General features: G+C 66.0%; 20 protein-coding genes. 12 read left to right on the plus strand and 8 right to left on the minus strand.

The window, feature by feature from the left end; translation table 11 throughout:
• The first annotated feature begins 24 nt into the window (after positions 1–24).
• The 8 genes from thyA (at position 25) to ACTIEZ_RS10010 (ending at position 8,026) form a co-directional block, all read left to right on the plus strand.
• Positions 25–948 carry a thymidylate synthase gene (gene thyA / locus ACTIEZ_RS09975; RefSeq protein WP_439546526.1) on the plus strand — a complete coding sequence of 308 codons (924 nt, stop codon included), beginning with the start codon at positions 25–27 and terminating at the stop codon, positions 946–948.
• A 124-nt stretch (positions 949–1,072) separates the two neighbouring features.
• Positions 1,073–1,573: a dihydrofolate reductase gene (locus ACTIEZ_RS09980; RefSeq protein WP_439546527.1), complete on the plus strand. Its 501-nt coding sequence runs from the start codon at positions 1,073–1,075 to the stop codon at positions 1,571–1,573.
• 19 nt (positions 1,574–1,592) lie between these two features.
• On the plus strand, positions 1,593–2,756 hold the full coding sequence (locus ACTIEZ_RS09985) for a dipeptidase (protein ID WP_439546528.1): 1,164 nt from the start codon (positions 1,593–1,595) through the stop codon (positions 2,754–2,756).
• Positions 2,757–2,765: 9 nt separating this feature from the next.
• Positions 2,766–3,692: a bifunctional riboflavin kinase/FAD synthetase gene (locus ACTIEZ_RS09990; protein ID WP_439546529.1), complete on the plus strand. Its 927-nt coding sequence runs from the start codon at positions 2,766–2,768 to the stop codon at positions 3,690–3,692.
• Between the two features lie 68 nt (positions 3,693–3,760).
• Positions 3,761–6,742, plus strand: coding sequence for an isoleucine--tRNA ligase (gene ileS, locus ACTIEZ_RS09995; RefSeq protein ID WP_439546530.1), 2,982 nt, complete (start codon positions 3,761–3,763; stop codon positions 6,740–6,742).
• Positions 6,735–7,226 (plus strand): signal peptidase II, encoded by a 492-nt coding sequence (lspA, locus tag ACTIEZ_RS10000; protein WP_439546531.1) that lies wholly within the window; start codon positions 6,735–6,737, stop codon positions 7,224–7,226. Before ileS ends, lspA begins: the two co-directional genes overlap by 8 nt.
• Positions 7,219–7,644, plus strand: a complete 426-nt coding sequence (locus ACTIEZ_RS10005; RefSeq protein ID WP_439546532.1) for a DUF3035 domain-containing protein — start codon at positions 7,219–7,221, stop codon at positions 7,642–7,644. The genes lspA and ACTIEZ_RS10005 overlap by 8 nt, the downstream gene beginning before the upstream one ends.
• 7 nt (positions 7,645–7,651) lie before the next feature.
• A complete protein-coding gene (locus ACTIEZ_RS10010) occupies positions 7,652–8,026 on the plus strand; it encodes a GFA family protein (RefSeq protein ID WP_439546533.1) in 375 nt (124 codons plus the stop codon).
• A gap of 27 nt (positions 8,027–8,053) precedes the next feature.
• On the opposite strand, the gene aroC is transcribed toward ACTIEZ_RS10010, so the two are convergent.
• The 4 genes from aroC to ACTIEZ_RS10030 are packed head-to-tail and all read right to left on the minus strand — an operon-like array spanning position 8,054 to position 11,753.
• On the minus strand, positions 8,054–9,124 hold the full coding sequence (gene aroC, locus ACTIEZ_RS10015) for a chorismate synthase (protein WP_439546534.1): 1,071 nt from the start codon (positions 9,122–9,124) through the stop codon (positions 8,054–8,056).
• Positions 9,121–9,915: an enoyl-ACP reductase FabI gene (gene fabI, locus ACTIEZ_RS10020; protein WP_439546535.1), complete on the minus strand. Its 795-nt coding sequence runs from the start codon at positions 9,913–9,915 to the stop codon at positions 9,121–9,123. Before fabI ends, aroC begins: the two co-directional genes overlap by 4 nt.
• 39 nt (positions 9,916–9,954) lie before the next feature.
• On the minus strand, positions 9,955–10,830 hold the full coding sequence (locus ACTIEZ_RS10025; protein ID WP_439546536.1) for a YihY/virulence factor BrkB family protein: 876 nt from the start codon (positions 10,828–10,830) through the stop codon (positions 9,955–9,957).
• Positions 10,830–11,753, minus strand: coding sequence for a DnaJ C-terminal domain-containing protein (locus tag ACTIEZ_RS10030; RefSeq protein ID WP_439546593.1), 924 nt, complete (start codon positions 11,751–11,753; stop codon positions 10,830–10,832). The genes ACTIEZ_RS10025 and ACTIEZ_RS10030 overlap by 1 nt, the downstream gene beginning before the upstream one ends.
• A 147-nt stretch (positions 11,754–11,900) precedes the next feature.
• On the opposite strand from ACTIEZ_RS10030, the gene ACTIEZ_RS10035 reads away from it, so the two are divergent.
• Complete coding sequence (locus ACTIEZ_RS10035) at positions 11,901–12,794, plus strand: S1/P1 nuclease (RefSeq protein ID WP_439546537.1); 894 nt, start codon at positions 11,901–11,903, stop codon at positions 12,792–12,794.
• An 8-nt stretch (positions 12,795–12,802) separates the two neighbouring features.
• Entirely contained in the window at positions 12,803–13,705 is a 903-nt protein-coding gene (gene ypfJ, locus ACTIEZ_RS10040; protein ID WP_439546538.1) for a KPN_02809 family neutral zinc metallopeptidase, read from the plus strand.
• On the opposite strand, the gene ACTIEZ_RS10045 is transcribed toward ypfJ, so the two are convergent.
• The 3 genes from ACTIEZ_RS10045 to ACTIEZ_RS10055 all read right to left on the minus strand — a co-directional run bounded on the left by ACTIEZ_RS10045 (position 13,706) and on the right by ACTIEZ_RS10055 (position 15,533).
• A complete protein-coding gene (locus ACTIEZ_RS10045) occupies positions 13,706–14,269 on the minus strand; it encodes a hypothetical protein (RefSeq protein ID WP_439546539.1) in 564 nt (187 codons plus the stop codon).
• Positions 14,270–14,321: 52 nt separating this feature from the next.
• On the minus strand, positions 14,322–15,287 hold the full coding sequence (locus tag ACTIEZ_RS10050) for a DUF808 domain-containing protein (RefSeq protein ID WP_439546540.1): 966 nt from the start codon (positions 15,285–15,287) through the stop codon (positions 14,322–14,324).
• Between the two features lie 63 nt (positions 15,288–15,350).
• Positions 15,351–15,533, minus strand: coding sequence for a hypothetical protein (locus ACTIEZ_RS10055; protein ID WP_439546541.1), 183 nt, complete (start codon positions 15,531–15,533; stop codon positions 15,351–15,353).
• Between the two features lie 79 nt (positions 15,534–15,612).
• On the opposite strand from ACTIEZ_RS10055, the gene ACTIEZ_RS10060 reads away from it, so the two are divergent.
• Both ACTIEZ_RS10060 and ACTIEZ_RS10065 read left to right on the plus strand, forming a co-directional pair.
• A complete protein-coding gene (locus tag ACTIEZ_RS10060; protein WP_439546542.1) occupies positions 15,613–17,658 on the plus strand; it encodes a BamA/TamA family outer membrane protein in 2,046 nt (681 codons plus the stop codon).
• Between the two features lie 11 nt (positions 17,659–17,669).
• Complete coding sequence (locus ACTIEZ_RS10065; protein ID WP_439546543.1) at positions 17,670–21,851, plus strand: translocation/assembly module TamB domain-containing protein; 4,182 nt, start codon at positions 17,670–17,672, stop codon at positions 21,849–21,851.
• A 14-nt stretch (positions 21,852–21,865) separates the two neighbouring features.
• On the opposite strand, the gene ACTIEZ_RS10070 is transcribed toward ACTIEZ_RS10065, so the two are convergent.
• A complete protein-coding gene (locus ACTIEZ_RS10070; RefSeq protein ID WP_439546544.1) occupies positions 21,866–22,645 on the minus strand; it encodes a M15 family metallopeptidase in 780 nt (259 codons plus the stop codon).
• Between the last annotated feature and the right edge of the window lie 3 nt (positions 22,646–22,648).

The following is a 22,648-nucleotide window of genomic DNA, read 5'->3' on the forward strand; positions in this document are numbered from 1 at the left end:
TCGCCATATCCCTGACAAGGGGCAATGACCCTGACTGGCGAAGCCCAATATCTTGACCTGATGGACCGCGTCTGGCGCCACGGCGCGGTGCGCGGCGATCGCACCGGCACCGGCACCCGCGCGCTGTTCGGGGAGATGCTGAAGTTCGATCTGTCGGATGGCAGTGTGCCGTTGCTGACCACCAAGCGGGTGTTTTGGAAATCGGCGATCCGCGAACTGATCTGGTTCCTGAACGGCGAATCGAACATTCGGCCGCTGGTGGCGCAAGGCGTGCATATCTGGACGGATTGGCCGCTGGAGGCCTATCGCAAGGCCAGCGGCGACGCGATCAGCCGCGACGATTTCGAAGCGCGCATCATCGCCGACGATGATTTCGCCGCGCGCTGGGGCGATCTGGGCCCGATCTATGGTGTGCAATGGCGGCGCTGGCCGCGCTATGCCGCCAATGAAGATGGTTCGTTCCGCGCCGACGCGCCGTTCGACCAGCTTTCCGAACTGGTGCACGGCCTGAAAACCAACCCGGCCAGCCGTCGCCATATCTTTACCGGCTGGAACGTGCCGGAATTGCACCGCATGGCGTTGCCGCCCTGCCACATGACCTATCAATATTTCGTCGCAGACGGCCGCTTGTCGGGAATTCTCTATCAGCGCAGTTGCGATCTGGGTCTGGGTTTTGGGTTCAACATCTTCGAAGCGGCGGTGCTGATCCGCATGCTGGCGCAGCAGTGCGGGCTGGCGCCGGGGATGCTGACGTGGATGGGCGCCGATTGTCATCTGTATCTCAATCACGAACATCTGGTGACGGAGCAGCTGAGCCGTACCCCCCGCCCCTTCCCGCAACTGTCCTTCGCGCGGCAGCCGGACGATCTGTTCAGTTATGAACTGGGTGATTTCCTGGTCGAAGACTATAATCCGCTTCCGCACATTGCGGCGCCGGTCGCGGTATGAGTGGGCCGGCTCCGACTTCCCCACCCCCAGCCCCTCCCCTGAAGGGGAGGGCGGCAGAAAGTGCTTGGCGCAAAACGCTCCCCTCCCCTTCAGGGGAGGGGCTGGGGGTGGGGAAGGAAAATATATGACCCTAGACGTCACCCTGATCGTCGCCCGCGCGAAAAATGGCGTCATCGGGCTTGATGGCAAGATGCCCTGGCACCTGTCTGCGGATCTGAAACGGTTCAAGGCGATAACCGTCGGCAAGCCTGTCGTGATGGGCCGCAAGACGTTTGAATCGATCGGCAAGCCGCTGCCCGGCCGCCAGAACATCGTGCTCACCCGACAGGCCGACTGGCGCGCCGAGGGCGTCACCGTGGTGCCCAATCTGGCCGAGGCCGTCGCCGCCGCTGGCCTGGATCCCCGTATCCGCGGCCATGTGATGATCATTGGCGGCGCCGAAATCTATGCACTGGCCCTGCCCATCGCCACCCGTATCGAATTGACCGAAATCGATGCAGAGCCCGATGGCGATACTTTCCTGCCCGCCTTTGATCCGGCGCGATGGCAGGAAATTGCCCGGGTGACGCACGCCCCGGAACCTGACAAACCGGGCTTTGCCTTTGTCACGCTGGAACGGCGCTGAACGGGCAGGCGGGGGTGACATGAAGAAGATCCTGATCGGCCTGGGGCTGTTGCTGGTGGTGGCCGCCATCGGCTTCTTCGGCTTTGTCCCCGGCATCGCCGAAAATTCGATGAACCGCAGCACCGGCGCCAACTGGCCGGTCGAACCGTCGGCCCGGGCCCTGCACAACCGCCTGACCGTGATCGATCTGCACGCCGACACGCTGATGTGGCAGCGCGACCTGCTTGATGCCGCGGATCGCGGCCATGTCGATCTGCCGCGGCTGGAAACCGGCAATGTCGCGTTGCAGGTGTTTTCCAGCGTCACCAAGACGCCGAAGAACCAGAATTATGACAGCAATTCGGGCGATACCGACAATATCACCCTGCTGACCATCGGCCAGCTGCAGCCGCCGCGCACCTGGACCAGCCTGCTCGAACGATCGCTGTGGCATGCGCAGAAACTGCATGACGCGCAAACCCGCGCGCAAGGCCGCCTGCGCATCATCAAGACGCCGGCCGATCTGAACCGCCTGCTCGCCGATCGCGCCGCCGGCACCAAGGTGACCGGCGCTTTGCTCTCCACCGAAGGCAGCCAGAATCTGGAAGGCAAGATCGGCAACGTCGCCCGCCTGCACGACGCCGGATTCCGCATGATTGGCCTGGTGCATTTCTTTGACAATGAAGTCGGCGGATCGATGCACGGTATCAGGAAGGGTGGCCTGACCCCGTTCGGGGCACAGGTGGTGCGCGAAGCCGAAGCCCGCGGCATGATCGTCGATATCGCCCACAGCAGCCCCGCCACGGTGGCCGATGTGCTGCGCATCGCGACGCGCCCGGTCGTCGTCTCCCACGGCGGGGTGAAGGCCACCTGCGACACCCCGCGCAACCTGACCGACGATCAATTGCGGGCGCTTGGCGCCAATGGCGGCATGATCGGCATCGGTTATTGGGATGCCGCCATTTGCCAGCCCACCCCGTTGGCCGCGGCCAAGGCGATCCTGCACGCCGCGCAGGTGGCCGGCATCGATCATGTCGGCCTGGGCAGCGATTATGATGGCGCCGTCACCGTGGGCTTCGATGCCGCGCATATCGCTGCCGTCACCGATGCGCTGCTGGCGGCGGGCATGAGCGAGGCCGATATCGCCAAAGTGATGGGCGGCAATGCGGCGCGGCTGCTTGCCGCCGGCTTGGCGCCCCGCTAAGCGCGCCCTATGGACCTGATCACCGGTGGCGCTCCCCTGCCCACGCAGCTGCGTGGCGGCATTGTGGCGCTGGGCAATTTCGATGGTTTTCACGCCGGCCACCAGGCGGTTGTCGGCGCGGCGCGCGATTGGGCGCACAAATTGGGTCGGCCCGCACTTGTGGCCAGTTTCGATCCGCACCCGGCGCGATTGTTCCAGCCCTCGTCGCCGCCGTTTGCGCTGTCCACCATAGCGCAGCGCGCCCACTGGTTCGACAGGTTCGGCATGGACGGCGCCGTGGTGATGCCGTTCGATCGCGCGCTGGCGGCGCTGTCGGCCGAAGAATTCGTCGATCAATGGCTGTTCACCCGCCTGGGTGTTGCCGGCGTGGTGACGGGCGGCGATTTCACCTTCGGCAAGAGCCGGTCTGGCGATGTCACCGAATTGTCGCGGCTCGGCCTGGCCAATGGCTATGCGGCGCGGGTGGTCGATGCGGTGCAGGATGGCGCCGGCACCATCAGCTCCACCCGCATCCGCGCTGCCCTGCGCGCTGGCCAGCCGGGCGTGGCCGCCGACATGCTGACACGGCCATTCACCATTCAGGGCGTGGTTGAACATGGCGCCAAGCTGGGCCGCACCATCGGTTTTCCGACCGCGAACATGGTGCTGGGGGATTATGTGCGGCCCGCGTACGGCGTCTATGCGGTGCGGGTGATCCTGCCGGATGGCACAAGCGTGCCGGGTGTGGCCAATCTGGGCATTCGCCCGATGATCGAACCGCCAGTTGAGTTGCTGGAAACCTGGCTGATCGATTGGAGCGGCGATCTGTATGGCCAGGTGCTGCGCGTGGAGTTGGTCGCCTATCTGCGCCCCGAAATGAAACTGGCTGGGCTGGAGGCGTTGCAGGCGCAGATTGCCGCCGACGTGGTGGCGGCGCGCAAGATCCTGCGCGGCTGAATCACCGCTCCCCCTGGGGGAGCGGTGAAGGCGTGACAGCGCCCGCACCGTCCCCTAAAGCCGCCACCATGACCACTCCCGATTACCGCGCCACCGTCTTCCTGCCCAAGACCGACTTCCCGATGAAGGCCGGCCTGCCGGAGCGTGAGCCGCAGATATTGGCGAAATGGCAGGCGGCGGACCTGTATGCGCAGTTGCGCGAGAGCCGCGCCGGGCGGGAAAAGTTCATCTTTCACGATGGCCCGCCCTACGCCAATGGCGACATGCATATCGGCCACGCGCTGAACCATATCCTGAAAGATGCGGTGGTGCGCACGCAGACGTTGCTGGGCAAGGATGCGCCCTATGTGCCCGGCTGGGATTGCCACGGCCTGCCGATCGAATGGAAAGTGGAAGAGGCCTATCGCGCCAAGAAGCAGAACAAGGATGCCGTGCCGGCCGCCGAATTCCGCGCCGAATGCCGGGCGTACGCGCAGCATTGGGTGAATGTGCAGGCCGGGCAGTTGCAGCGGCTGGGCATAAACGCAGATTGGAAAAAACCCTATCTGACCATGGATTTCCAGGCGGAAGCCACCATCGTGTCGGAACTGCTGAAATTCGCGACACGGGGCCAGATCTATCGCGGCGCCAAACCGGTGATGTGGTCCCCGGTGGAAAAGACCGCGCTGGCTGATGCCGAGGTGGAATATCACGACATCACCTCGACGCAGATCGATGTGGCGTTCGAGATTGTCGAAGCGCCGAACGCGCCGGAACTGGTGGGGGCGTTTGCGGTGATCTGGACGACGACACCGTGGACGATTCCGGTGAACCAGGGCATCGCCTATGGGCCGGAGGTGGAATATCTTTTGATCCTAGCGCGCGGATGGGCGGGCTACGAAGAAAGTAGCGGGAAACTATACTCTCAGCCTGAAAACTTATTGAAGCGTGCTTTTTTGGTGGCAAAACCTCTGTTGCCAGAGTTTTGTAACCGCACGGGCGTTACAGAACACAATGCTGAAATCTTGTGGCACGGCTTGGGAAGCCAACTCGCCGGCGCCGTCGCGCGCCACCCAATGGCCAACCACTTCCGTCAGCCCGCACTTGATGCGGGCCTTGGCTTTTCTTCGGACGCCACAGAAGGCAGCCAAGCCCCGCGTCAAGCGCGGGGTGACGGTGAGGAGGGTGCGGACAATTTCTTCACCCGCCCCCGCCCGTTCCTCCCCGGCGATTTCGTCACCACCGATCAGGGCACCGGCCTCGTCCACATGGCGCCCGATCATGGCGAGGATGATTTTGCGCTGTGCAAGGCGCACGGCATCAATCCGGTGTTCGCGGTGGAAGGCGATGGCCGTTACCGCGCCGACTGGCTGTGGCTGGGCGGCGAAACCAAGAACGTCATCAACCCAGCGCTCAACGCCCCCGATGGCCCGATCTGCAGCGATCTGCGTGCCGCCGGTGCGTTGCTGAGCGCGGCTGATTTCAAGCACAGTTATCCGCACTCGTGGCGGTCGAAGAAGAAGGTGATCTTCCGCTGCACGCCGCAGTGGTTCGTGCCGATGGATACGCCGCTCCCCTCCCCTGAAGGGGAGGGGAAGAGCTTGCGCCAGACGGCGCTGGCGGCGCTGGCCGCGACACACTTCACGCCGGACAAGGGCCGCAATCGCATCGGAGCGATGGTCGAGGGCCGCCCGGATTGGGTGCTGTCCCGCCAGCGCGCCTGGGGCGTGCCGATCACGCTATTCGTCAACCGCAAGACCGGCGAATATCTGGTCGATCCCGCCATCAACGCCAAGATCATCGCCCGCTTCCGCGAACAGGGCGTCGATGCCTGGACGCCGGAATTCGCCGCCGAACTGCTCGGCGACAAGGTCGATGATTACGAACAGATCACCGACATATTGGATGTGTGGTTCGACAGCGGCTGCACCCACGCCTTCGTGCTCGAATCCGGGCGCTGGCCGGAACTGCAATGGCCCGCCGACCTGTATCTGGAAGGCAGCGACCAGCATCGCGGCTGGTTCCAGTCCAGCCTGCTGCAAAGCTGCGCCACGCGCGGCCGGGCGCCGTACAACGCCATCCTCACCCACGGCTTCACCATGGACGCCAGCGGGCGCAAGATGTCGAAGTCCGAAGGCAATGTCATCAATCCGCTCGACATCATGAAAGTCTATGGCGCGGACATACTGCGGCTGTGGGCGCTGTCGGTCGATTTCACCGAGGATCACCGCATCGGCGATGAAATCCTGAAAGGCGTGGCCGACCAGTATCGCAAATTGCGCAATACCTTCCGCTATTTGCTGGGCGCACTTGAGGGCTGGGATGAAGCGGAGCGCCTGCCGGTGCACGATATGCCGGCGCTGGAACGCTGGGTGCTGCACCGTCTCGCCGTGCTGTCGGATGAACTGCGCGTCGCTGCCACCGCCTATGATTTCAACCGCTACACCACGCTGATCACCGAATTCGTGCAGAACGAACTGTCGGCCTTCGCGATGGATGTCCGCAAGGACAGTCTATATTGCGACGCGCCCGCCGCCACCACCCGCCGCGCCTGGCGCACGGTGCTGGATATCAGCTTCCACGCGCTCACCCGCTGGCTGGCGCCGGTGCTGGTGTTCACCGCCGAGGAAGTGTGGGGCACGCGCTATCCCGATCAAGGCTCGGTGCATCTGCTGGAATGGCCGGACATCGACGCTGCGTGGCGCGACGAGGCGCTGGATGCGCAGTTCGCACTTGTTCGCAAGTTGCGGGAGGAAGCCTATCTGAAGCTGGAGGAATTGCGCCGCGCCAAGACCATCGGCAGCTTTCTGGAAGCCCGCATCGACATCACCACCACCCATGATACGCGCATCGTTGCGCTGGCCGGCCTCGATCTCGCCGAACTGCTGCTGGTGTCGGAAGTGACGCTGACCCACGGCGGCGAAGAGGCGCTGATCGTTGCCAAGGCCGATCTCGACAAATGCGCGCGCTGCTGGCGATTGCTGCCTGATGTGGCGGCGGAAACCATGTTGTGCGGGCGTTGTGCGGGCGTGGTGGGTGAAACGGTGATCGCAAAGGCTCCTCATGCCTAGTCGCGGTTACGCCCTCGCCGCCATCGTGCTGATCCTCGATCAGATCAGCAAATACTGGGTGCTGAACATCATCCGCCTGCCCGAAATCGGCGGGATCGATGTGCTGCCCTTTTTCCGGCTGACGTTTGTCGGCAATATCGGCGTTTCGATGGGGCTGCTGGCCGCCGATACCGATCTGGCGCGCTGGCTGCTCACGGCCGTTACCGCCGGCATCGCGCTGGCGGTGGCGATGTGGCTGCGGCGCGAGAAGAACCCGGTTGATATCGCGGCGCTCGGCCTGGTGCTCGGCGGCGCCATCGGCAACATCATCGATCGGGTGCGGTTCGGCTATGTCGTCGATTTCCTGCATTTCTTCTGGGAACAACATAGTTTCTATGTCTTCAATCTTGCCGATGCCGCGATTACACTGGGGGTGATCCTGCTGCTGGCGCGTGCCGTATTTGCGTCTACCGATACCAAGGATGGGAAAGCCCGTGATGCGTAACTTGCTTGTTCTGGGCCTGCTGGCCGTCACGCTCACCGCTTGCGGCGGCAAGGGCAACCGGCTTTCGGGCCGTGGTCCCGATGAACTGGCCATCGCGCGCTCGGCGCCGCTGGTGGTGCCGCCCGATTATGCGCTGGCGCCGCCGCGGCCGGGCGCGCCGCGCGCGCTGGGGGTCGATGCCCAGGCCGCAGCGATGGAGGCGCTGTTCGGCCCCGGCGTGAAGCCGCCGCCGCGCAGCCAGGCCGAACAGCAATTGCTCGATCGCGCCGGCGCCAACAATCCCGATCCGGCCATCCGCAGCCAGGCCGGCGATCCGCGCACCAGCACGGTGAACAAGGGCGTGTTCCTGGCTGAAGTGCTGGCGGCTCGGGTGGGGACGCGCGATCCACAACTCGCAGACGTGACCCTGCCCCAATGATGCGGGCATGATGCGGACAGTTGCAGGCGGTTGCCACTGCGGCGCGGTGCGCTTCACGGTGCGCTTTGTCGATCCGCCCGAATTGCTGGATTGCAACTGCTCGATTTGCGCCAAGACCGGCTATCTGCACCTGATCGCCAGCGCCGATGATTTCACGCTGCTGCAGGGCGCCAATGCGCTGACCGATTATCGCTGGGGCACCGGCACGGCGCGGCATCTGTTTTGCAGCCGCTGCGGCATCAAGAGTTTCTATGTGCCGCGGTCCCACCCCGATGGCTTTTCGGTGAACTGGCGGGCGCTGGATGGCGTCGATGATGTGGTGCCGGTGATCCGCGCCTATGACGGGCGCGATTGGGAAAAGGCGCGCAGCGAACTGGGCTAAGCTCCTCCCCTTCCAGGGGAGGAATATCTAGCGCCCCACCTGCCCGCGTTGCAGCAACATCGCATCGGCCAGCACCAGCGCCACCATCGCTTCCAGCACCGGCGCGGCGCGGATGCCGACGCAAGGGTCGTGGCGGCCCTTGGTGACGATCTCGGTGGCCTGGCCATCGGCGGTGATGGTTTCAACGGGCGTCAGGATCGAGCTGGTCGGTTTCAGCGCCATGCGCACGACGATCGGCTGGCCGGTTGAGATGCCACCCGCGATGCCGCCGGCGTGGTTGGAAAGGAACTCCGGCCCTTCCGTTCCCGGCCGCATCCGGTCGGCATTTTCCTCGCCGCGCAGCCGCGCCGCAGCAAAGCCGTCGCCAATTTCCACGGCCTTCACCGCATTGATGCTCATCGCCGCGCTGGCGAGTTGCGCGTCGAGCTTGTGATAGAGCGGGCTGCCCCAGCCGGCCGGCACGCCGGTGGCCACGCATTCCACGATGGCGCCCAGCGACGAACCGGCCTTGCGCGCCGCGTCCAGCGTTTCGGCCCACACGGCGGCCGTCTCGGCATCCGGGCACCAGAAGGGATTATTGGCGATCTCGGCCCAATCGAACCGGCTGCGATCGATGGCGATGCCGCCGATTTCAACCAGAAAAGCGGTGATGCTCACCTGCGGAATGATCTTTCGGGCCACGGCACCGGCCGCCACCCGGCTCGCGGTTTCGCGCGCCGACGATCGCCCGCCGCCGCGCGGATCGCGATGGCCATATTTGGCGTCATAGGCATAATCGGCATGCCCCGGCCGATATTTGGCGGCGACCTCGCTGTAATCCTTCGAACGCTGATCGACATTCTCGATCATCAGGCTGATCGGCGTGCCGGTGGTACGGCCATCATGCACACCCGACAGGATGCGCACTTCATCCGGCTCCTGCCGCTGCGTGGTAAATTTCGATTGGCCCGGCCGGCGCTTGTCGAGGAAGGGCTGGATATCGCCCGCCGCCAGTTCGATCCCGGGCGGGCAGCCATCCAGCACGGCGCCAATGGCCGGCCCGTGGCTCTCCCCCCAGGTCGTGAAGCGCAGCAGATGGCCGAATGTGTTCAGGCTCACTTTTCCAACCCGATATCCGGCGCGTCCTCGGCCTTCATGCCGATCACGTTGTACCCGGCATCGACATGGTGGATCTCGCCCGTCACGCCGCTGGCAAGCGAAGACAGCAGATACACGCCGGCGCCGCCGACATCGTCGATCGTCACATTGCGGCGCAGCGGCGAATTCAGTTCATTCCATTTCAGGATATAGCGGAAATCGCCGATCCCGCTCGCCGCCAGCGTCTTGATCGGCCCGGCGGAAATGGCGTTCACGCGGATATTCTGTGGCCCGAGGTCCATCGCCAGATATTTCACACTGGTTTCCAGCGCCGCCTTGGCCACACCCATCACATTGTAATGCGGGATCACCTTCTCGGCGCCATAATAGCTCAGCGTGAGCAGGCTGCCACCGTCGGGCATCATCGCGGCGGCACGCTTGGCGACAGCGGTGAAGCTGTACACGCTGACATTCATGGTCAGCAGGAAATTGTCGAGGCTGGTATCGGCATAGCGGCCGCGCAATTCGTTCTTGTCGGAAAAGCCGATGGCGTGAACCAGGAAATCGATGGTCGGCCATTCCGCCGCCAGCCCAGCAAAACAGGCATCCATGCTGTCCGCGCTGGACACATCACATTCGAACAGCGGCGCCACCCCCAGCGATTCCGCCAGCGGCCGCACCCGCTTTTCCATCATCGGGCCCTGATAGCTGAACGCCAGTTCCGCCCCCTGTTCGGCCAGCGCCCGCGCGATGCCCCAGGCCAGGCTCTTGTCGTTGGCCAAGCCCATGATCAGGCCGCGCTTGCCGCTCATGATCCCCATATGTCTGTCTCTCCAGCTGATAATTTTGGCTTACTTGGCATTTGCGGCAATTTCCAGCCGCGCCCGGCCCAGCGCGGCGTTCACCTGCGCACCCAGCACCAGGCCCAAGCCGATGATGTAGAAATACAACAGCGCGATGATCACCCCGGCCAGGCTGCCATAGGTGCGGTCATAGCCGCCAAGCAGGCTGAGCGCCTGCGGCAGCGCCAGTGTGGTGATCGTCCAGGCCAGAGTGGTGGCCAGCGCACCCGGCCAGCTCGGTGCCGTGCGATATTTGCGCGGGCATAATTGGCCGAACAGCGCCCACAGCGCCAGGAACAGCAGCAGCGCCGGCACCACCCGCTGCACACCCAGCATGGGGAAGATATTGGCCGCCAACGGCATCAGATTGAACACGAAGGTTTCGGCGCCGGTCACCACCACCTGCGCGCCAAAGGCCAGCAGCAGGATCAGCACCAGCCCCAGCACTTCGGCAAGGCCGACCAGCCGCCAGCGCCAGAACGGTATCGCCGATGTGGTGCCATAGGCCTGGGACACCATGGCGCGCAGCGTCACCAGCACGCCCGACGATGTCCACAGCGCCACCAGCACGCCAAAGGTGATCACCCCGCCGCTGGCCGGGGTCTTGATCACATCATGCACCGCCGGCCCGACCAGATCGGCAACGCCGGGCGGCAGCGCCACCAGAAACGCCTCCACCGCCGCCAGGCCATCGCTGGTGCGACCGATGATGCCGGCGATGAAGGCAAGCAGGATGACGAACGGAAACAGCGTCACCAGGCTGAGATAGGCCAGATTGCCGGCGTGGGTGAAACCGTTTTCAAACGTGCCATTGATGGCATCGATGACGATCCGCCGCAGCGGCCAGCGCCTCCACCATCGCGGAACGTCGGCCGCTTCTGCCATCAAAGATCGATGGCCGCGCGCGGATCGCGGCCATCGATATAGGTTTCGGCAAAGGCCTTCAGCGCGGCGTGGTCGGCCGGGATGTCGATCATCACCGTCACCAACTGATCACCGCGCGTGCCATCGCTGCGCCGGAACCCGCGGCCTTTCAGCCGGAACATCTTGCCCGATGTCGTGCCGGCCGGGATGGTAAGCGTTACCGTGCCTTCGGCCGTCGGCATGCGCACCTTGGCGCCGAGCACCGCTTCATCGAGGCGGATCGGCAGCGCCAGCCGCACATCATCGCCATCGCGTTCCAGCACGCGGTGCGGCGCGATCTCGATGGTGACGATGGCATCGCCGGGGCCGCCGGGGCCGGGCTCGCCCTTGCCGGCCAGCCGCACCTGCTTGCCGGATTCAAGGCCGGCCGGCAGCTTGATCTCGATGGTCTGGCCGCTGCGAAGCGTGACGCGTTGCGGCGCCAGTTGCACGGCATCACTGAACGGCACTGTCAACCGATAGGCGACATCCGGCCCGCGCACCTGGGTACGAAAACCGCGTCCGCCGGCGCCGCCAAAGGCGCCGCGGCCGCCGAACAATTCGGCAAACAGATCATCGGCACCCTGAGCGAAATCGCCTTCGCTGCGGTTGCCGAAACCGGCGCCACTGAAGCCACCACCGCCAGAGAAACCACCGCCGCCCCCGGCAAAGGGACCCCGCGGTTGGCCATCAGGGCCGATCTCGCCGCGGTCGAACTGACTGCGCTTGGCGGTGTCCGACAGCAGTTCATAGGCGCTGTTGGCTTCTTTAAATCGTTCCAGCGCCGCCGGATTGTCGGCATGGCGATCGGGGTGGTTGTCCTTGGCGATCCGGCGGAACGCCTTCTTGATATCGGCTTCGTTGGCGGTCTTGGGTACGCCCAGCACCAGATAGGGATCACGCATTGTCATTCCGAACTCTTTGGCCGAACTCATGGTCGCACGACGCATGTGCGGGCCGGAGGCGACTTTACAAGCCCCATTCATAGCGACACTGCGCCTGTCTCGCCAGCGTAACGCAGGTGCGCCATGCACGGGGGCATGATTCGTCGCATGATCCGCCTGCTGCTGCCCGTTCTGCTGCTGCTGCCAGCGCCGGCGCTGGCCTGGGGCGGTTATGCCCATCGACTGACAGCCAGCATCGCCGATGCGCAATTGTCGCCATCGGCGCGCCGCGAAATCCGCGCGCTGCTGCGCGCTGCACCGGCCCTCAACACGCCCTGCCCGCTGGCCAGCATCGAGGATGCATCGGTGTGGCCCGATTGCGTGCGCGCGCTGCCCGATGGCCGCTTCGGTTTTTCGGCCCCCTGGCATTATCAGAATATCAGCGTGTGCGACGCGTTCGACATCAACGCCAAATGCCCGAACGGCGATTGCGTGACCGCGCAGATCCCGCGCCAGCAGGCCATTTTGGCCAACCGCAGCCTGCCCGCCCACGAACGCCTGCAGGCGCTGGCGTTTCTGGTGCATTTTGTCGGGGACATGCACCAACCGCTGCACCTGGGTGACAAATCCGATCTCGGCGGCAACCAGGTGCGCGCCGATTATGGCGTCAAGGCGCCCGATCGCATGAACCTGCACCGCATCTGGGATGGCGAATTGGCCGAACGTGCCCTTACCGAGCCGCCGGCGATCACGCCCGCCAGCATTACGGCGGCGCAGCGCCGGGAATGGACCGGCGGACCGCCCGATACCGCCGGGAAGGTGGCGATCTGGGCGCAGGAGGCCTGGGCAATCTCGCGCACCATCGCCTACCCGGAACTGCAGGATTACCCCGACACCTGCCCGATTCCGCCCGAATCGCGTTCCCGCAATGCGCGCGGCAAGGTCACCTCGGCCTATATCAGCGCGGCCACGCCGCCACTGCGCGACCAGGTCGCCAAGGCCGGCACCCGCATCGCGCTGCTCGTCGAGGCCGCGCTGGCCAGCCCTGCCCGCACGCGGTAGGGACGGGCATGAAGCTCGACGACGAAGGCGAGAGCCGCAACATCATTGATCGCCGCGGCGAAGGCGGCGGTGGTGGGCGAGGACGCGGGCTGGGTGGCCTGCCCTTTGCCATCGGCGGCGGCAGGATGAGCCTGGGCACCATCGCCGTGGTCGTGGTGATCGGCCTGGTGTTCGGGGTCAACCCGCTGGAATTGCTGGGCGCGGCTGGCGGCGTCGGTGGCAGCAGTGTCGGCCAGCCGCAGGTTGCAGCGCCGCGTCAGGCCGCCGCGCTGGATGGCGAACATGATCGCTTCATTTCCGCCGTGCTGGTCAACACCGAACGCACCTGGGACCGGTTGTTTCCCGAACAGCTTGGCCAGCCCTATCCGCAGCCCAAGCTGACGCTGTTTGCCGGCCAGATCAGCTCCGGCTGCGGCCCGGCCGATAGCGGCATGGGGCCATTCTATTGCCCGGCCGACCGCAGCGTCTATCTCGACAGCAGCTTCTTCAACGAACTGTCCACGCGCTTCGGGGCGCCCGGCGATTTTGCTGCCGCCTATGTGATCGCGCACGAGGTCGGCCATCATATCCAGACGGTGCTTGGCGTTTCGGCGCAGGTGCAGAAGGCGCGGCGTGCGGCTGGCAAGGCGCAAGGCAATGCGCTGTCGGTGCGCCAGGAACTGCAGGCCGATTGCCTGGCCGGCGTGTGGGCGTTTCACAACAAGCAATTGCTGGAGCCCGGCGATATCGAGGAAGGCCTGCGCGCCGCCGCTGCCATCGGCGATGACCGGTTGCAGCAGCAGGGTGGCCGCCGGGTGAACCCGGAGAATTTCACCCATGGCACGTCGGCCCAGCGCACCCGCTGGCTGCAACGCGGGCTGAATTCGGGCCAGGTGGACAGTTGCGATACGTTTGCCGCGCGCAGCCTGTAATCAGTTCTTCTTCTCGTTGCGGATGACGATCTGCCCGCGCGCAATCCCGCCCGGCCCATCGCGCAGCGCCATCTGCAACGGTTCGCCATCGCTGGTCGTCGTCGACAAATTGGTGCCCGATCGCAACACGCTGCGGCCCTTGGCGGCAAAGGCTTTCTCATACCAGTCGGCCACCGTATCGGCGCTGCCCGGCGCGGTGAAGCCCAGTTGCACCCTGGCGCGCGTCTTGTCGTCCCTGCCGAAGGCGTTCACGTCCACCCCGGTCAACTTGGCGCCCGGATAACGGCCAACCCCGTCGAGATCGAATTTGCTGTCGTTGTCGAGGCCCTCGGGCAGCTTGATGCGACCCTCGATACCGCCGGGCAGCTTGACCTGCATCTCGCCGCCCTCGGTATCGGCGCGAAACTGCACGCCGGCCTCACCGCCGTCGGCCTTCACGTCCTTTTCCAGATCGGCAGCGAAATCGGCGCTGATCTCCAGCGGTTCCGGCTTGTCGGCCTGGTTTGCCTCGCACGCCGCCACAGCGACACCGCACAGTAAAATGGCAATCAGCGCGTCTCTCATGCTTGTCTGCTCCCGTGTATTGTATAACCAATACACATGGCGGCCGAAACCGTCAATGTGCGGCTTCGGCGCTGCGCTTTGGCAGCCTGTGCAGCACCGCCACGATCACCGCGCCGACCGCCAGCCCGAACACGCCAGCGCCGCCAGCCTCCGCCAGCCACACCGCAAAGCCGCCGGCGCCTTCGACCGCATGCATGCCGGCATGCAGCACATCATGCGGCGGCGCGAAACCCAGCTTGTAGAGGCCATCGATCAGGATATGGCCGCCCACCCACAGCATCGCCGCCAGCCCGACCCAGGCCAGCAACCACAGGAAACCCGGCATGCCGGCCACCAGCCCGCGCCCGAAGGCTGCGACCGCGCCATTCTTCTTGCGCGCGAGGTAAACGCCGAAATCATCGGCCTTCACGATCAACGCCACCACACCATAGACCAGGGCGGTGATGCCCAACGCCACCACCAGCAGCGCGATCGCTTGTTCGCCGATCGGCTGATCTTCCACGGTGCCCAGCGCGATCGCCATGATCTCCCCCGACAGGATCAGATCGGTGCGGATGGCGCCCGCCACCATGGTCTTTTCGCGCTCACCGGCGCTCAGGATCGGGCCAGCCACGGCACCGGCATCGGGCGGGCTGAATTTTTCCCACAATTTTTCAGCGCCTTCGTAACAAAGAAACGCCCCGCCCGCCATCAGCAGCGGCGTGATGGCGACGGGAAGAAAATACGACAGCGCCAGCGCGCCCGGCAGCAGGATCAAAAGCTTGTTCCTGATGCTGCCCCTGGCAATCTTGGCGACGATGGGGATTTCACGTTCGGCGGCAAAGCCGACGACATAGCGCGGCGTGACGGCAGCATCATCGATCACCACACCGGCGGCCTTGGCCGATGCCTTCATCGCCGCCGCAGCAGTGTCGTCCATGCTGGCCGCCGCCATGGTGCCCAGATCATCGACGCCGGCCGCCGCCACCTTGGCAATGGCCGCGACATCATCGAGCAGTGCAAACAAGCCGCTGGCCATCGCCGGATATCCTCAACCCTGATCGCGCTTTGGCACAAAGCCCGGCCACGGGCCAAGCGCTGTTCAGCGCCGGTCCAGCACCGCCATGCCAAACGCCAGGGCGACGCCGACCCCCAAGCCAACCATCAGGCCCAGCGATGGTTCACCCAGGGCCATGCCGAACCCGGCGCCCAGCACCAGGCCCAGCGCGATGAAGACACCGCCGCCACGCTGCGGCGGCCGGGTTGAAGGGGGTGGACTGGCCATGGTGCTGCCCATGCACCAGCGCGGCCGTTCTGGCCAGCGGCTTGCCCATTGGCTTGTGGTTGGCACATCGGCTACCAGCATGAACGTGCGTGTCGCCCTGATCCTGCTTGCTGCCAGCGGCCTCGCTGGCGCCCATGCGGCCGCACAGCCCGTGCTGCCCGCAGAAGCCCAGCCGCCGGCGCAACCCATTGAACCCGTTGATGCAGCCCCACAGCCAGCGCCACAGCCAGCCACAGAGCCGGCCCCCACGGCGCCGGCCGAGCCGATCGCATCCCCCGATGCACCGCTGCCCGATCTGCCAGGCGGCGACGATGTGGCGTGGCCCGATGTCGCATCCACCACCAGCGGCGAACCCGAAATGACGGCCGCCGCCATCCGCTATCGCGTCGAGGAACAAGGCCTTGCGCCGCTCGGCCTCGATGATGAATTCCGCGCTTTGTCCAGCCTGTACCGCCACCGCGGCGAGGACACCAATATTGCCCAGCTCAGCCGCCGCATCGCCGAAGATCGCGATCTGGCCGAGCTGCTGCTGCGCTCCATCGGCCATTATGGCAGCACGGTGCAAACCAGCGTCACCCCGCCTGCCCCCGGCCAGCGTGACAGCGTGGTGACGATCAGCGTGGATCCCGGGCCGCTTTATGCCTTTGCCGACATCAGCATCCTGCCGCCGGACAATAGAGCCGCAACGACGATGGCGGATCCCGCCCGCATCGTCTCGCGCCTGCTGCCGATCCGCATCGGTGATGCGGTGGAAGCTTCGCGTGTGCAATCCGCGCAGGATGCGCTGCCGGCCCGGCTTGCGGACGCCGGCTATCCGTTCCCGCGCATCGCACCGCCCGATATCATCATCGATCACGCCTCCCGCGATGCCACGCTCACCCAGCGCATCGATCTCGGCCGTCGCGGCGTGTTCGGCACCATCCGCAGCGATGACGCGGTCGCGGGTATGGACAGCGACCACATCAGCCTGCTCAGCCGCTTCCAGCCCGGCGATCGTTACAGCAATGCCGGCCGCGAGGATCTGCGCCGCGCGCTGGTGCAAACCGGCCTGTTTGGCGCCATCGCGATAAAGGCCGTCGAAGGCCCGGTTCTGGAAGACGGCCAGCAAGCGGTCGATCTGGAAATCGACAGTGAAGCCGCGCCGCCGCGCTCCATCGGGCTGGCCGGCGGCTATTCCACGGGCCAGGGCGTGCGGGTCGAAGGCACCTGGACCCACCGCAACCTGTTCCCGCCCGAAGGCGCGCTGACCGGCCGTGTCGTTGCCGCCGAGCGCGAACAAGTGGCGCAGGTCGAACTGCGCAAACGCAATTTCGGCCAGCGCGACCGGCAATTGCTGATCAGCGGCGGCCTGACCGCGTCACAGCAATTCGCCTTTGCCGCCGAAACGCTGGGCATCACCGCGGTGCTGGCGCGCGAATCGAACATCCTCTGGCAAAAGGACTGGACCTGGAGCATCGGCGCGCAGGCGCTGGTCACCAACCAGCGCGACCGATCGGTGCGCGGCGATCCGCGCCGCACCTTCACCGTGGCCGCGCTGCCGATGAGCATCACCTGGGACAAGTCGGATGATCTGCTCAACCCGTCGCGTGGCTTTCGGCTGACCGCGCGCCTGTCGCCGGAAATCACCCTGCGTGAACGCACGAACTTCAATTATGTGAAGGCGCAGGCCGAAGCCACCGCCTATCAGCCGTTCGGCGATTTCGTCGTCGCCGGCCGCTTCCACATCGGCAGCATCGTTGGCGCCAGCCGCGGCGTCATCGCGCCGGACCGGCGATTTTATGCGGGCGGCGGCGGTTCGGTGCGCGGTTATGTGTTTCAGGGCGTCGGCCCGCGCAATGCCGACAATGTGCCGACGGGCGGCAACAGCGTCACCGAACTCGCCGTTGAAGGCCGCTACCGCTTCCAGGCCTTTGGCCAGGATTTGGGGCTGGCCGCCTTCATCGATGCCGGCGAAGTGTCCACCGGCACCACCCCGGCCTTTGACCGGCTGTCGCTCGGCGCCGGCATTGGCGCGCGCTTCTACACCGGCTTCGGCCCGGTACGCATCGACATCGCGACGCCGGTCAACCCACAGCCGAACGACCCGCGCATCGTCTTTTATGTCTCCATCGGCCAGGCCTTCTGATGGCGGCGCGCATGAAGAAACGCTGGTTGTGGCTGCTGCCCGCACTGTTGCTGGCGTTGCTGGCCGCCCTGCCGTTCGCGCTCGATACGCCGCCCGGCCGCGCACTCCTGGCGCGGCAAATCCCCGGCATCAGCCTGGAATCCGGCCTGTATTTCCGCGTGCAGCGCATCGAGGGCAGCCTGTGGACCCGCGCCACGCTGATCGGCGTGACCGCGCACGACCCGCGCGGGCAGTTTGCCAGCATCGATCGGCTCGAACTGGATTGGCAGCCGTTGAAATTGCTCGGCAACCGTTTCGAAGCCCGCGAGGTGACGGCCGGCACCGCCCGCATCGCGCGCTGGCCCGATCTGCTGCCCAGCAAGGACCCGCGGCTGCTGCCCAAGCAGGACATCGCCATCGCCGCGCTGTCGATTCAGCGGCTGGAACTGGCCGACGGCCTTGCCGGCAAGGCCCGCACGCTGACGGCGGGTGGCCGCATCGATATTGAAACGGGCCGCGCAAAACTCGCGCTGCAGGCGCGCATGCTGGATGGCAGCGGCGGCGACACGCTCGATCTGCTGCTCGATGCCGAGCCGGATGCCGACCGGTTCAAGCTCGCCGCCAAGCTGATGGCACCGGCCGGTGGCCTCGTCACCACCCTTGCCGGTCTGCCGGGCCAGATCGACATCACGGCCAATGGCGACGGCCGCTGGCAACGCTGGGACGGCAAGATCAGCGCCTCCATGGGCCCCGCCACGACGGCACTGATTGATCTCGCCTTGGTGGCCCGCGACGGCAAGATCACCGCCGCCGGCCGCATCGATCCGGCGCAATTGCTGTCGGGCAGTGTCGCGGCGCTGCTGAACGGCGGCCTGGGCGTCACCGCACAGGTCGTGCCCGATGCCGACACGCTGCAAACCCGGATCACCCTGGCCGGCAGCGCCCTTTCCGCCACCGCCAGCGGCCGCATCAACCGCGCCAGCGAACAATTGGCCGACACAGAAGGCCGCCTGACGCTGGCCGACAGCGCTGCGCTGGCCCGCGACCTTGGCTTGCAGGGGCTGGTGCTCACCGCCAAGGCCGCCGGGCCGCTGCTGGCGCCGCTGGTGGATGCGCGGCTGATGCTGAAATCGCTGGGTGTCGGCAGTTCCGGGGGCGGCCCCGCAGGCGTCGTGCTCGGCACGGTGAGCATCGCCGGCATCGCCGATCTGCAGGACCGCCCGCTGCGCATGCCGGTGCAGGCCAGCGTCGCCAGCGTTGGCGGCCTGACCGAAACCTTGGACCCCATCGCCGGGGCCTGGCGCGGCAATGGCCAGTTGCGCTGGGAACAGGGCCAATTGCTGGTGCAGGCGCTGCGCGCCGGCAGCGGCCCGGTGCAGGTGACCGGCAGCGCCGCCTATCGGCCAGCCACCGGCGTCTGGGCGACCAAATTGGCCGGCAACGTCCGCGCCTGGGCCGTGCCCCAGATCGGCAGCAGCGATGGGATCTTCACCGCCAGCCTGCAACGCGGGCCTGGCAACCGCAGCGTCGTCGGCAACGGCGGCTTCCGGCTCAACGCCGCAAATATTCCGCCCGGCACGGTCGCCAAACTTGCTGGCGGTCCGGCCGTGCTGGCCGGGCGCTTCAACCTCGCGCCCGGCCTTGTTGTCACCCTGGCCGATCTTGCCGTCACCGCGCCGCGCCTCACCGCGCAGGGCAGCGCCGGCTGGCAACCTGGCGGTGCCATCAACCTTGCCGCCACCGGCCGGAGCCGCGATTGGGGGCCGTTCACGATTGGCGCGCGCGGCACGCTCGACACCCCGCAGATCAGCGCGCAATTGCCCCGCCCCGGCTATGGCTTCAGCAATGTCGCGGCGCAGATCAATCGCAGCGGCGGCATCTGGCAGATCGACGCCAACGGCCAATCCGCGGCCGGTCTGGTCACGCTTGCGGCCGGGCTTGGGCTCGATCCGCGCGTCACGCTGGATGTGGCGCGCTTGGCCGTCGCCGGCTTCGTGGCGCGCGGGCAATTGTCCCAAACCGATTTTGGCCCGTTTGCCGGCACGCTAACCGTCGATGGCCAGGGCCTGACCGGCAGCGCCGTGCTGGCGACAGCGGCTGGCGAGCAGACCGTGCAGACCGCGACGATGAAATTTGCTGGCAGCAACGTCCGCCTTGCCGCCGCCACGCCGGTCAGCATCGACCGGCTGAGCATCAACGCGCGGCTGCTGCTCGCCGCCGCCGGCGCCGATCTGACCGGCGACATGGCGCTCACCGGCCTCGAACGCGGCAGCCTGCTGCTCGATACCGCCACCGGCAGCATCCGGCTGGTCGATGGCCGTGGCACCGCTCGCCTCGATCTTGCCGGCATCAGCGGCGAGGCCTTCAAATTGGCCTTCACCGCCAAAATTGCCCCGGGGCGCTACGAAGTGGCCGCCGGCGGCGATTACGCCGGACGCACGGCGCAGTTGGCCGAACCGGCCGTGATCACCAATGATGATGCCGGCTGGCACCTTGCACCGGTCACCCTCACCAGCACGCTCGGCAATGCCGAAGTGTCCGGTGATTGGGGTAATATCAAGCGCATCGACGCCCGGCTCGACAAGGTGTCGCTGCAGATGATCGCCATCGCCTATCCCTCGCTCAATCTGATCGGCCGCGTGTCGGGCACGCTGGCGCTGCGCCAGACGAGCGGCGCCACACCCACCGGCACCGCAGCCCTGCGCCTCAACGGCCTGTCGCGCAGCACGGTTGCTGCCACCTCCACACCCATCGATGTCGGCCTGAACGCAGCCTTGGGCGCCGACGGCACGGTGCTGCGCGCCGTCGTTGTGCGCGCCGGCAAGATCGAAGGCCGCGCCCAGGCCCGGCTCGGGCCGTTTCCCGGCAGCACCATCGATGCCGACGGCGCAGTCACCTCAGCGCTGGTGCCGCGTCTGTTCGCCGCCAGCGTCACCGGCCAGTTGCGCTACGCCGGCCCGGCGCAGGATTTCTGGGGGCTTTCGGGTCTCACCGCGCTTGATGTGCGCGGCGATGTGCAACTGGCCGCCGATGTGTCCGGCACGCTGGGCGATCCACAGGTGGCGGGGCGCATCCAGGCCCGCGATGCCCGTGTCGAAGTGCCGGTGATCGGCGCGGTGGCCACCAACGCCAGCCTGGATGCGCGGTTCACCGCCTCGGTGCTCGAACTCACCCGCTTCTCCGGCACTTCAGGGAGTGGCAGCATCGCGGGCTCAGGCAAGATCGATCTCAGTTACGAACGCGGTTTCCCGATGGACATCCGCGTGACCTTGAAGGACGCCGCCATCCTGGGCCGCGACGACATCACCGCCACCGGCAGCGGCCAGATCCGGATCGCGACCGATGAATATGGCGGCGTTGTCTCCGGCCCGATCCGGCTGTCCCGCGCCGAATATCGCATCGGCCGCACCGGCGCCGCCGATGTGCCGGTGCTGACCGTGACCGAAAAGAACACCCGGGTGCTGGGCCGCCGCATCGTGCAATATGTGGCGCCCACCCGCTGGCTGTACAATCTCAACATCACCGCCGATCGCAACCTGAAGGTGACCGGCATGGGCATCAACAGCGAATGGCAGGCCGATGTACGGCTGCGCGGCGGCGCCACTGCGCCTGAAGTGTTCGGCCGGGTGCAACTGGTGCGCGGCGATTATGATTTTGCCGGCAAACGCTTCGTGCTCACCCGCGGCGATATCCGCTTCGTCGGCGGCTATCCGCCCGATCCGATCATCGCGGTGGCCGCCGAAAGCGCCGCCAACGGCTTTACCGCGCTGCTCAATATCGATGGCACCGCGCAGCGCCCGCAAATCGCCTTCAGTTCGGTGCCGGCGCTGCCCGAAGACGAAGTGCTGTCGCGCGTGCTGTTCGGCGCCCGCGTCACCGATCTGTCGGCGCCGGAAGCCATCCAGTTGGCCGGCGCGCTCGCCTCCCTGCGCGGCGGCAGCGGCGGCGGCTTCAACCCGATCGGCGCCGTCAGCCGCGGGCTGGGCATCGACCGTCTGCGCATCCTGCCCGCCGATATCGCCACCGGCCGCCGCACCACGGTCGCCGCCGGGCAATATCTCGGCCGCAACGTCTATGTGGAAATCGCGACCGACGCCGCCGGCTACACCGCCACCAGCATCGAAATCGGGCTGACCCGGTCCTTGTCGGTGCTCAGCAGCGTGGCCACACTGGGCGGCACCAGCGCATCGGTGCGCTGGACACGGGATTATTGACCATCTGACCGGCCTCAGCTTGCCAGTTGATCCAGCGGCGGACGCTCTGCCAACAGGCCTGATGGCGGCGGTGGACTGCCACCGGCGGCTGTCCACCGCGCGGCGGCTTCGCTCAAGGCATTGAACCATGAGACATCGCCGCCGTCAGGCATCCGGCCGGCTAGCAATTGCGAAAGGGCAACGCCTTTCAGCTGCACGTGCGGGCGTTCGAAACTCAGAGTTTCCAGGCCAAGGCTGGCTGCCGCCACCTGCAGCTCCTTCCACATTGCAGCGCGGGCGCCCGATGTGTCCCAGCTCCATTTTCCCTCTACAAACAATACGATATCAGCAGCCAGGCCATATTGATGATAGGATTCCCATGCTCTGGCCCTCGTGATGATCATTCCCGGGCGGCTGCGGCCCTGCGCATGGAGATGGCGCTGTCGCTCTGGGGCGCGATACGCCTCGAAAACCCTGAACGGCATCGCCTTGTCATTCAGCACACGCAGCAATTGGGCGACGCTGTCGCGCACAATCGGATGGAGCTTCGCCATATCGACATCGCGGCGATCGACGTTCACCGGCGGGCCGACCGTCACTGGTACAGGATCGAGCGCCGCAAGCCGTTCCAGAAATTGACTGGCGGCATAGCCCTCAATACCGTTCCATCTCCCCCGGGTCCAACCGGGGGTTGGGCTGTCATCAGCGGTGCCGGATATGATTGTGCCAGCCTTCATGATCGCCAGGGAATTGGACGCCCGATCCGCTGACGTGCGCAAATGCAAAAGCGATGCGGTGACGCGGTAAATCGCCATGTT

It is taken from the genome of Sandarakinorhabdus sp. (assembly GCF_051860625.1).
Taxonomy (GTDB): Bacteria; Pseudomonadota; Alphaproteobacteria; order Sphingomonadales; family Sphingomonadaceae; genus Sandarakinorhabdus.

Excerpts from the sequence above, each read along its gene's own strand:
- ileS (WP_439546530.1), top strand. The coding sequence starts at position 3,761 with ATGACCACTCCCGATTACCGCGCCACCGTCTTCCTGCCCAAGACCGAC.
- ACTIEZ_RS09980 (WP_439546527.1), top strand. The coding sequence starts at position 1,073 with ATGACCCTAGACGTCACCCTGATCGTCGCCCGCGCGAAAAATGGCGTC.
- ACTIEZ_RS09990 (WP_439546529.1), top strand. The coding sequence starts at position 2,766 with ATGGACCTGATCACCGGTGGCGCTCCCCTGCCCACGCAGCTGCGTGGC.
- ACTIEZ_RS09985 (WP_439546528.1), top strand. The coding sequence starts at position 1,593 with ATGAAGAAGATCCTGATCGGCCTGGGGCTGTTGCTGGTGGTGGCCGCC.
- ACTIEZ_RS10010 (WP_439546533.1), top strand. The coding sequence starts at position 7,652 with ATGATGCGGACAGTTGCAGGCGGTTGCCACTGCGGCGCGGTGCGCTTC.
- fabI (WP_439546535.1), bottom strand. The coding sequence starts at position 9,915 with ATGAGCGGCAAGCGCGGCCTGATCATGGGCTTGGCCAACGACAAGAGC.
- lspA (WP_439546531.1), top strand. The coding sequence starts at position 6,735 with ATGCCTAGTCGCGGTTACGCCCTCGCCGCCATCGTGCTGATCCTCGAT.
- thyA (WP_439546526.1), top strand. The coding sequence starts at position 25 with ATGACCCTGACTGGCGAAGCCCAATATCTTGACCTGATGGACCGCGTC.
- ACTIEZ_RS10070 (WP_439546544.1), bottom strand. The coding sequence starts at position 22,645 with ATGGCGATTTACCGCGTCACCGCATCGCTTTTGCATTTGCGCACGTCA.
- ACTIEZ_RS10035 (WP_439546537.1), top strand. The coding sequence starts at position 11,901 with ATGATCCGCCTGCTGCTGCCCGTTCTGCTGCTGCTGCCAGCGCCGGCG.
- ACTIEZ_RS10030 (WP_439546593.1), bottom strand. The coding sequence starts at position 11,753 with ATGCGTGATCCCTATCTGGTGCTGGGCGTACCCAAGACCGCCAACGAA.
- ACTIEZ_RS10050 (WP_439546540.1), bottom strand. The coding sequence starts at position 15,287 with ATGGCCAGCGGCTTGTTTGCACTGCTCGATGATGTCGCGGCCATTGCC.
- ACTIEZ_RS10025 (WP_439546536.1), bottom strand. The coding sequence starts at position 10,830 with ATGGCAGAAGCGGCCGACGTTCCGCGATGGTGGAGGCGCTGGCCGCTG.
- ypfJ (WP_439546538.1), top strand. The coding sequence starts at position 12,803 with ATGAAGCTCGACGACGAAGGCGAGAGCCGCAACATCATTGATCGCCGC.
- ACTIEZ_RS10005 (WP_439546532.1), top strand. The coding sequence starts at position 7,219 with ATGCGTAACTTGCTTGTTCTGGGCCTGCTGGCCGTCACGCTCACCGCT.
- ACTIEZ_RS10065 (WP_439546543.1), top strand. The coding sequence starts at position 17,670 with ATGAAGAAACGCTGGTTGTGGCTGCTGCCCGCACTGTTGCTGGCGTTG.
- ACTIEZ_RS10045 (WP_439546539.1), bottom strand. The coding sequence starts at position 14,269 with ATGAGAGACGCGCTGATTGCCATTTTACTGTGCGGTGTCGCTGTGGCG.
- ACTIEZ_RS10060 (WP_439546542.1), top strand. The coding sequence starts at position 15,613 with ATGAACGTGCGTGTCGCCCTGATCCTGCTTGCTGCCAGCGGCCTCGCT.
- ACTIEZ_RS10055 (WP_439546541.1), bottom strand. The coding sequence starts at position 15,533 with ATGGCCAGTCCACCCCCTTCAACCCGGCCGCCGCAGCGTGGCGGCGGT.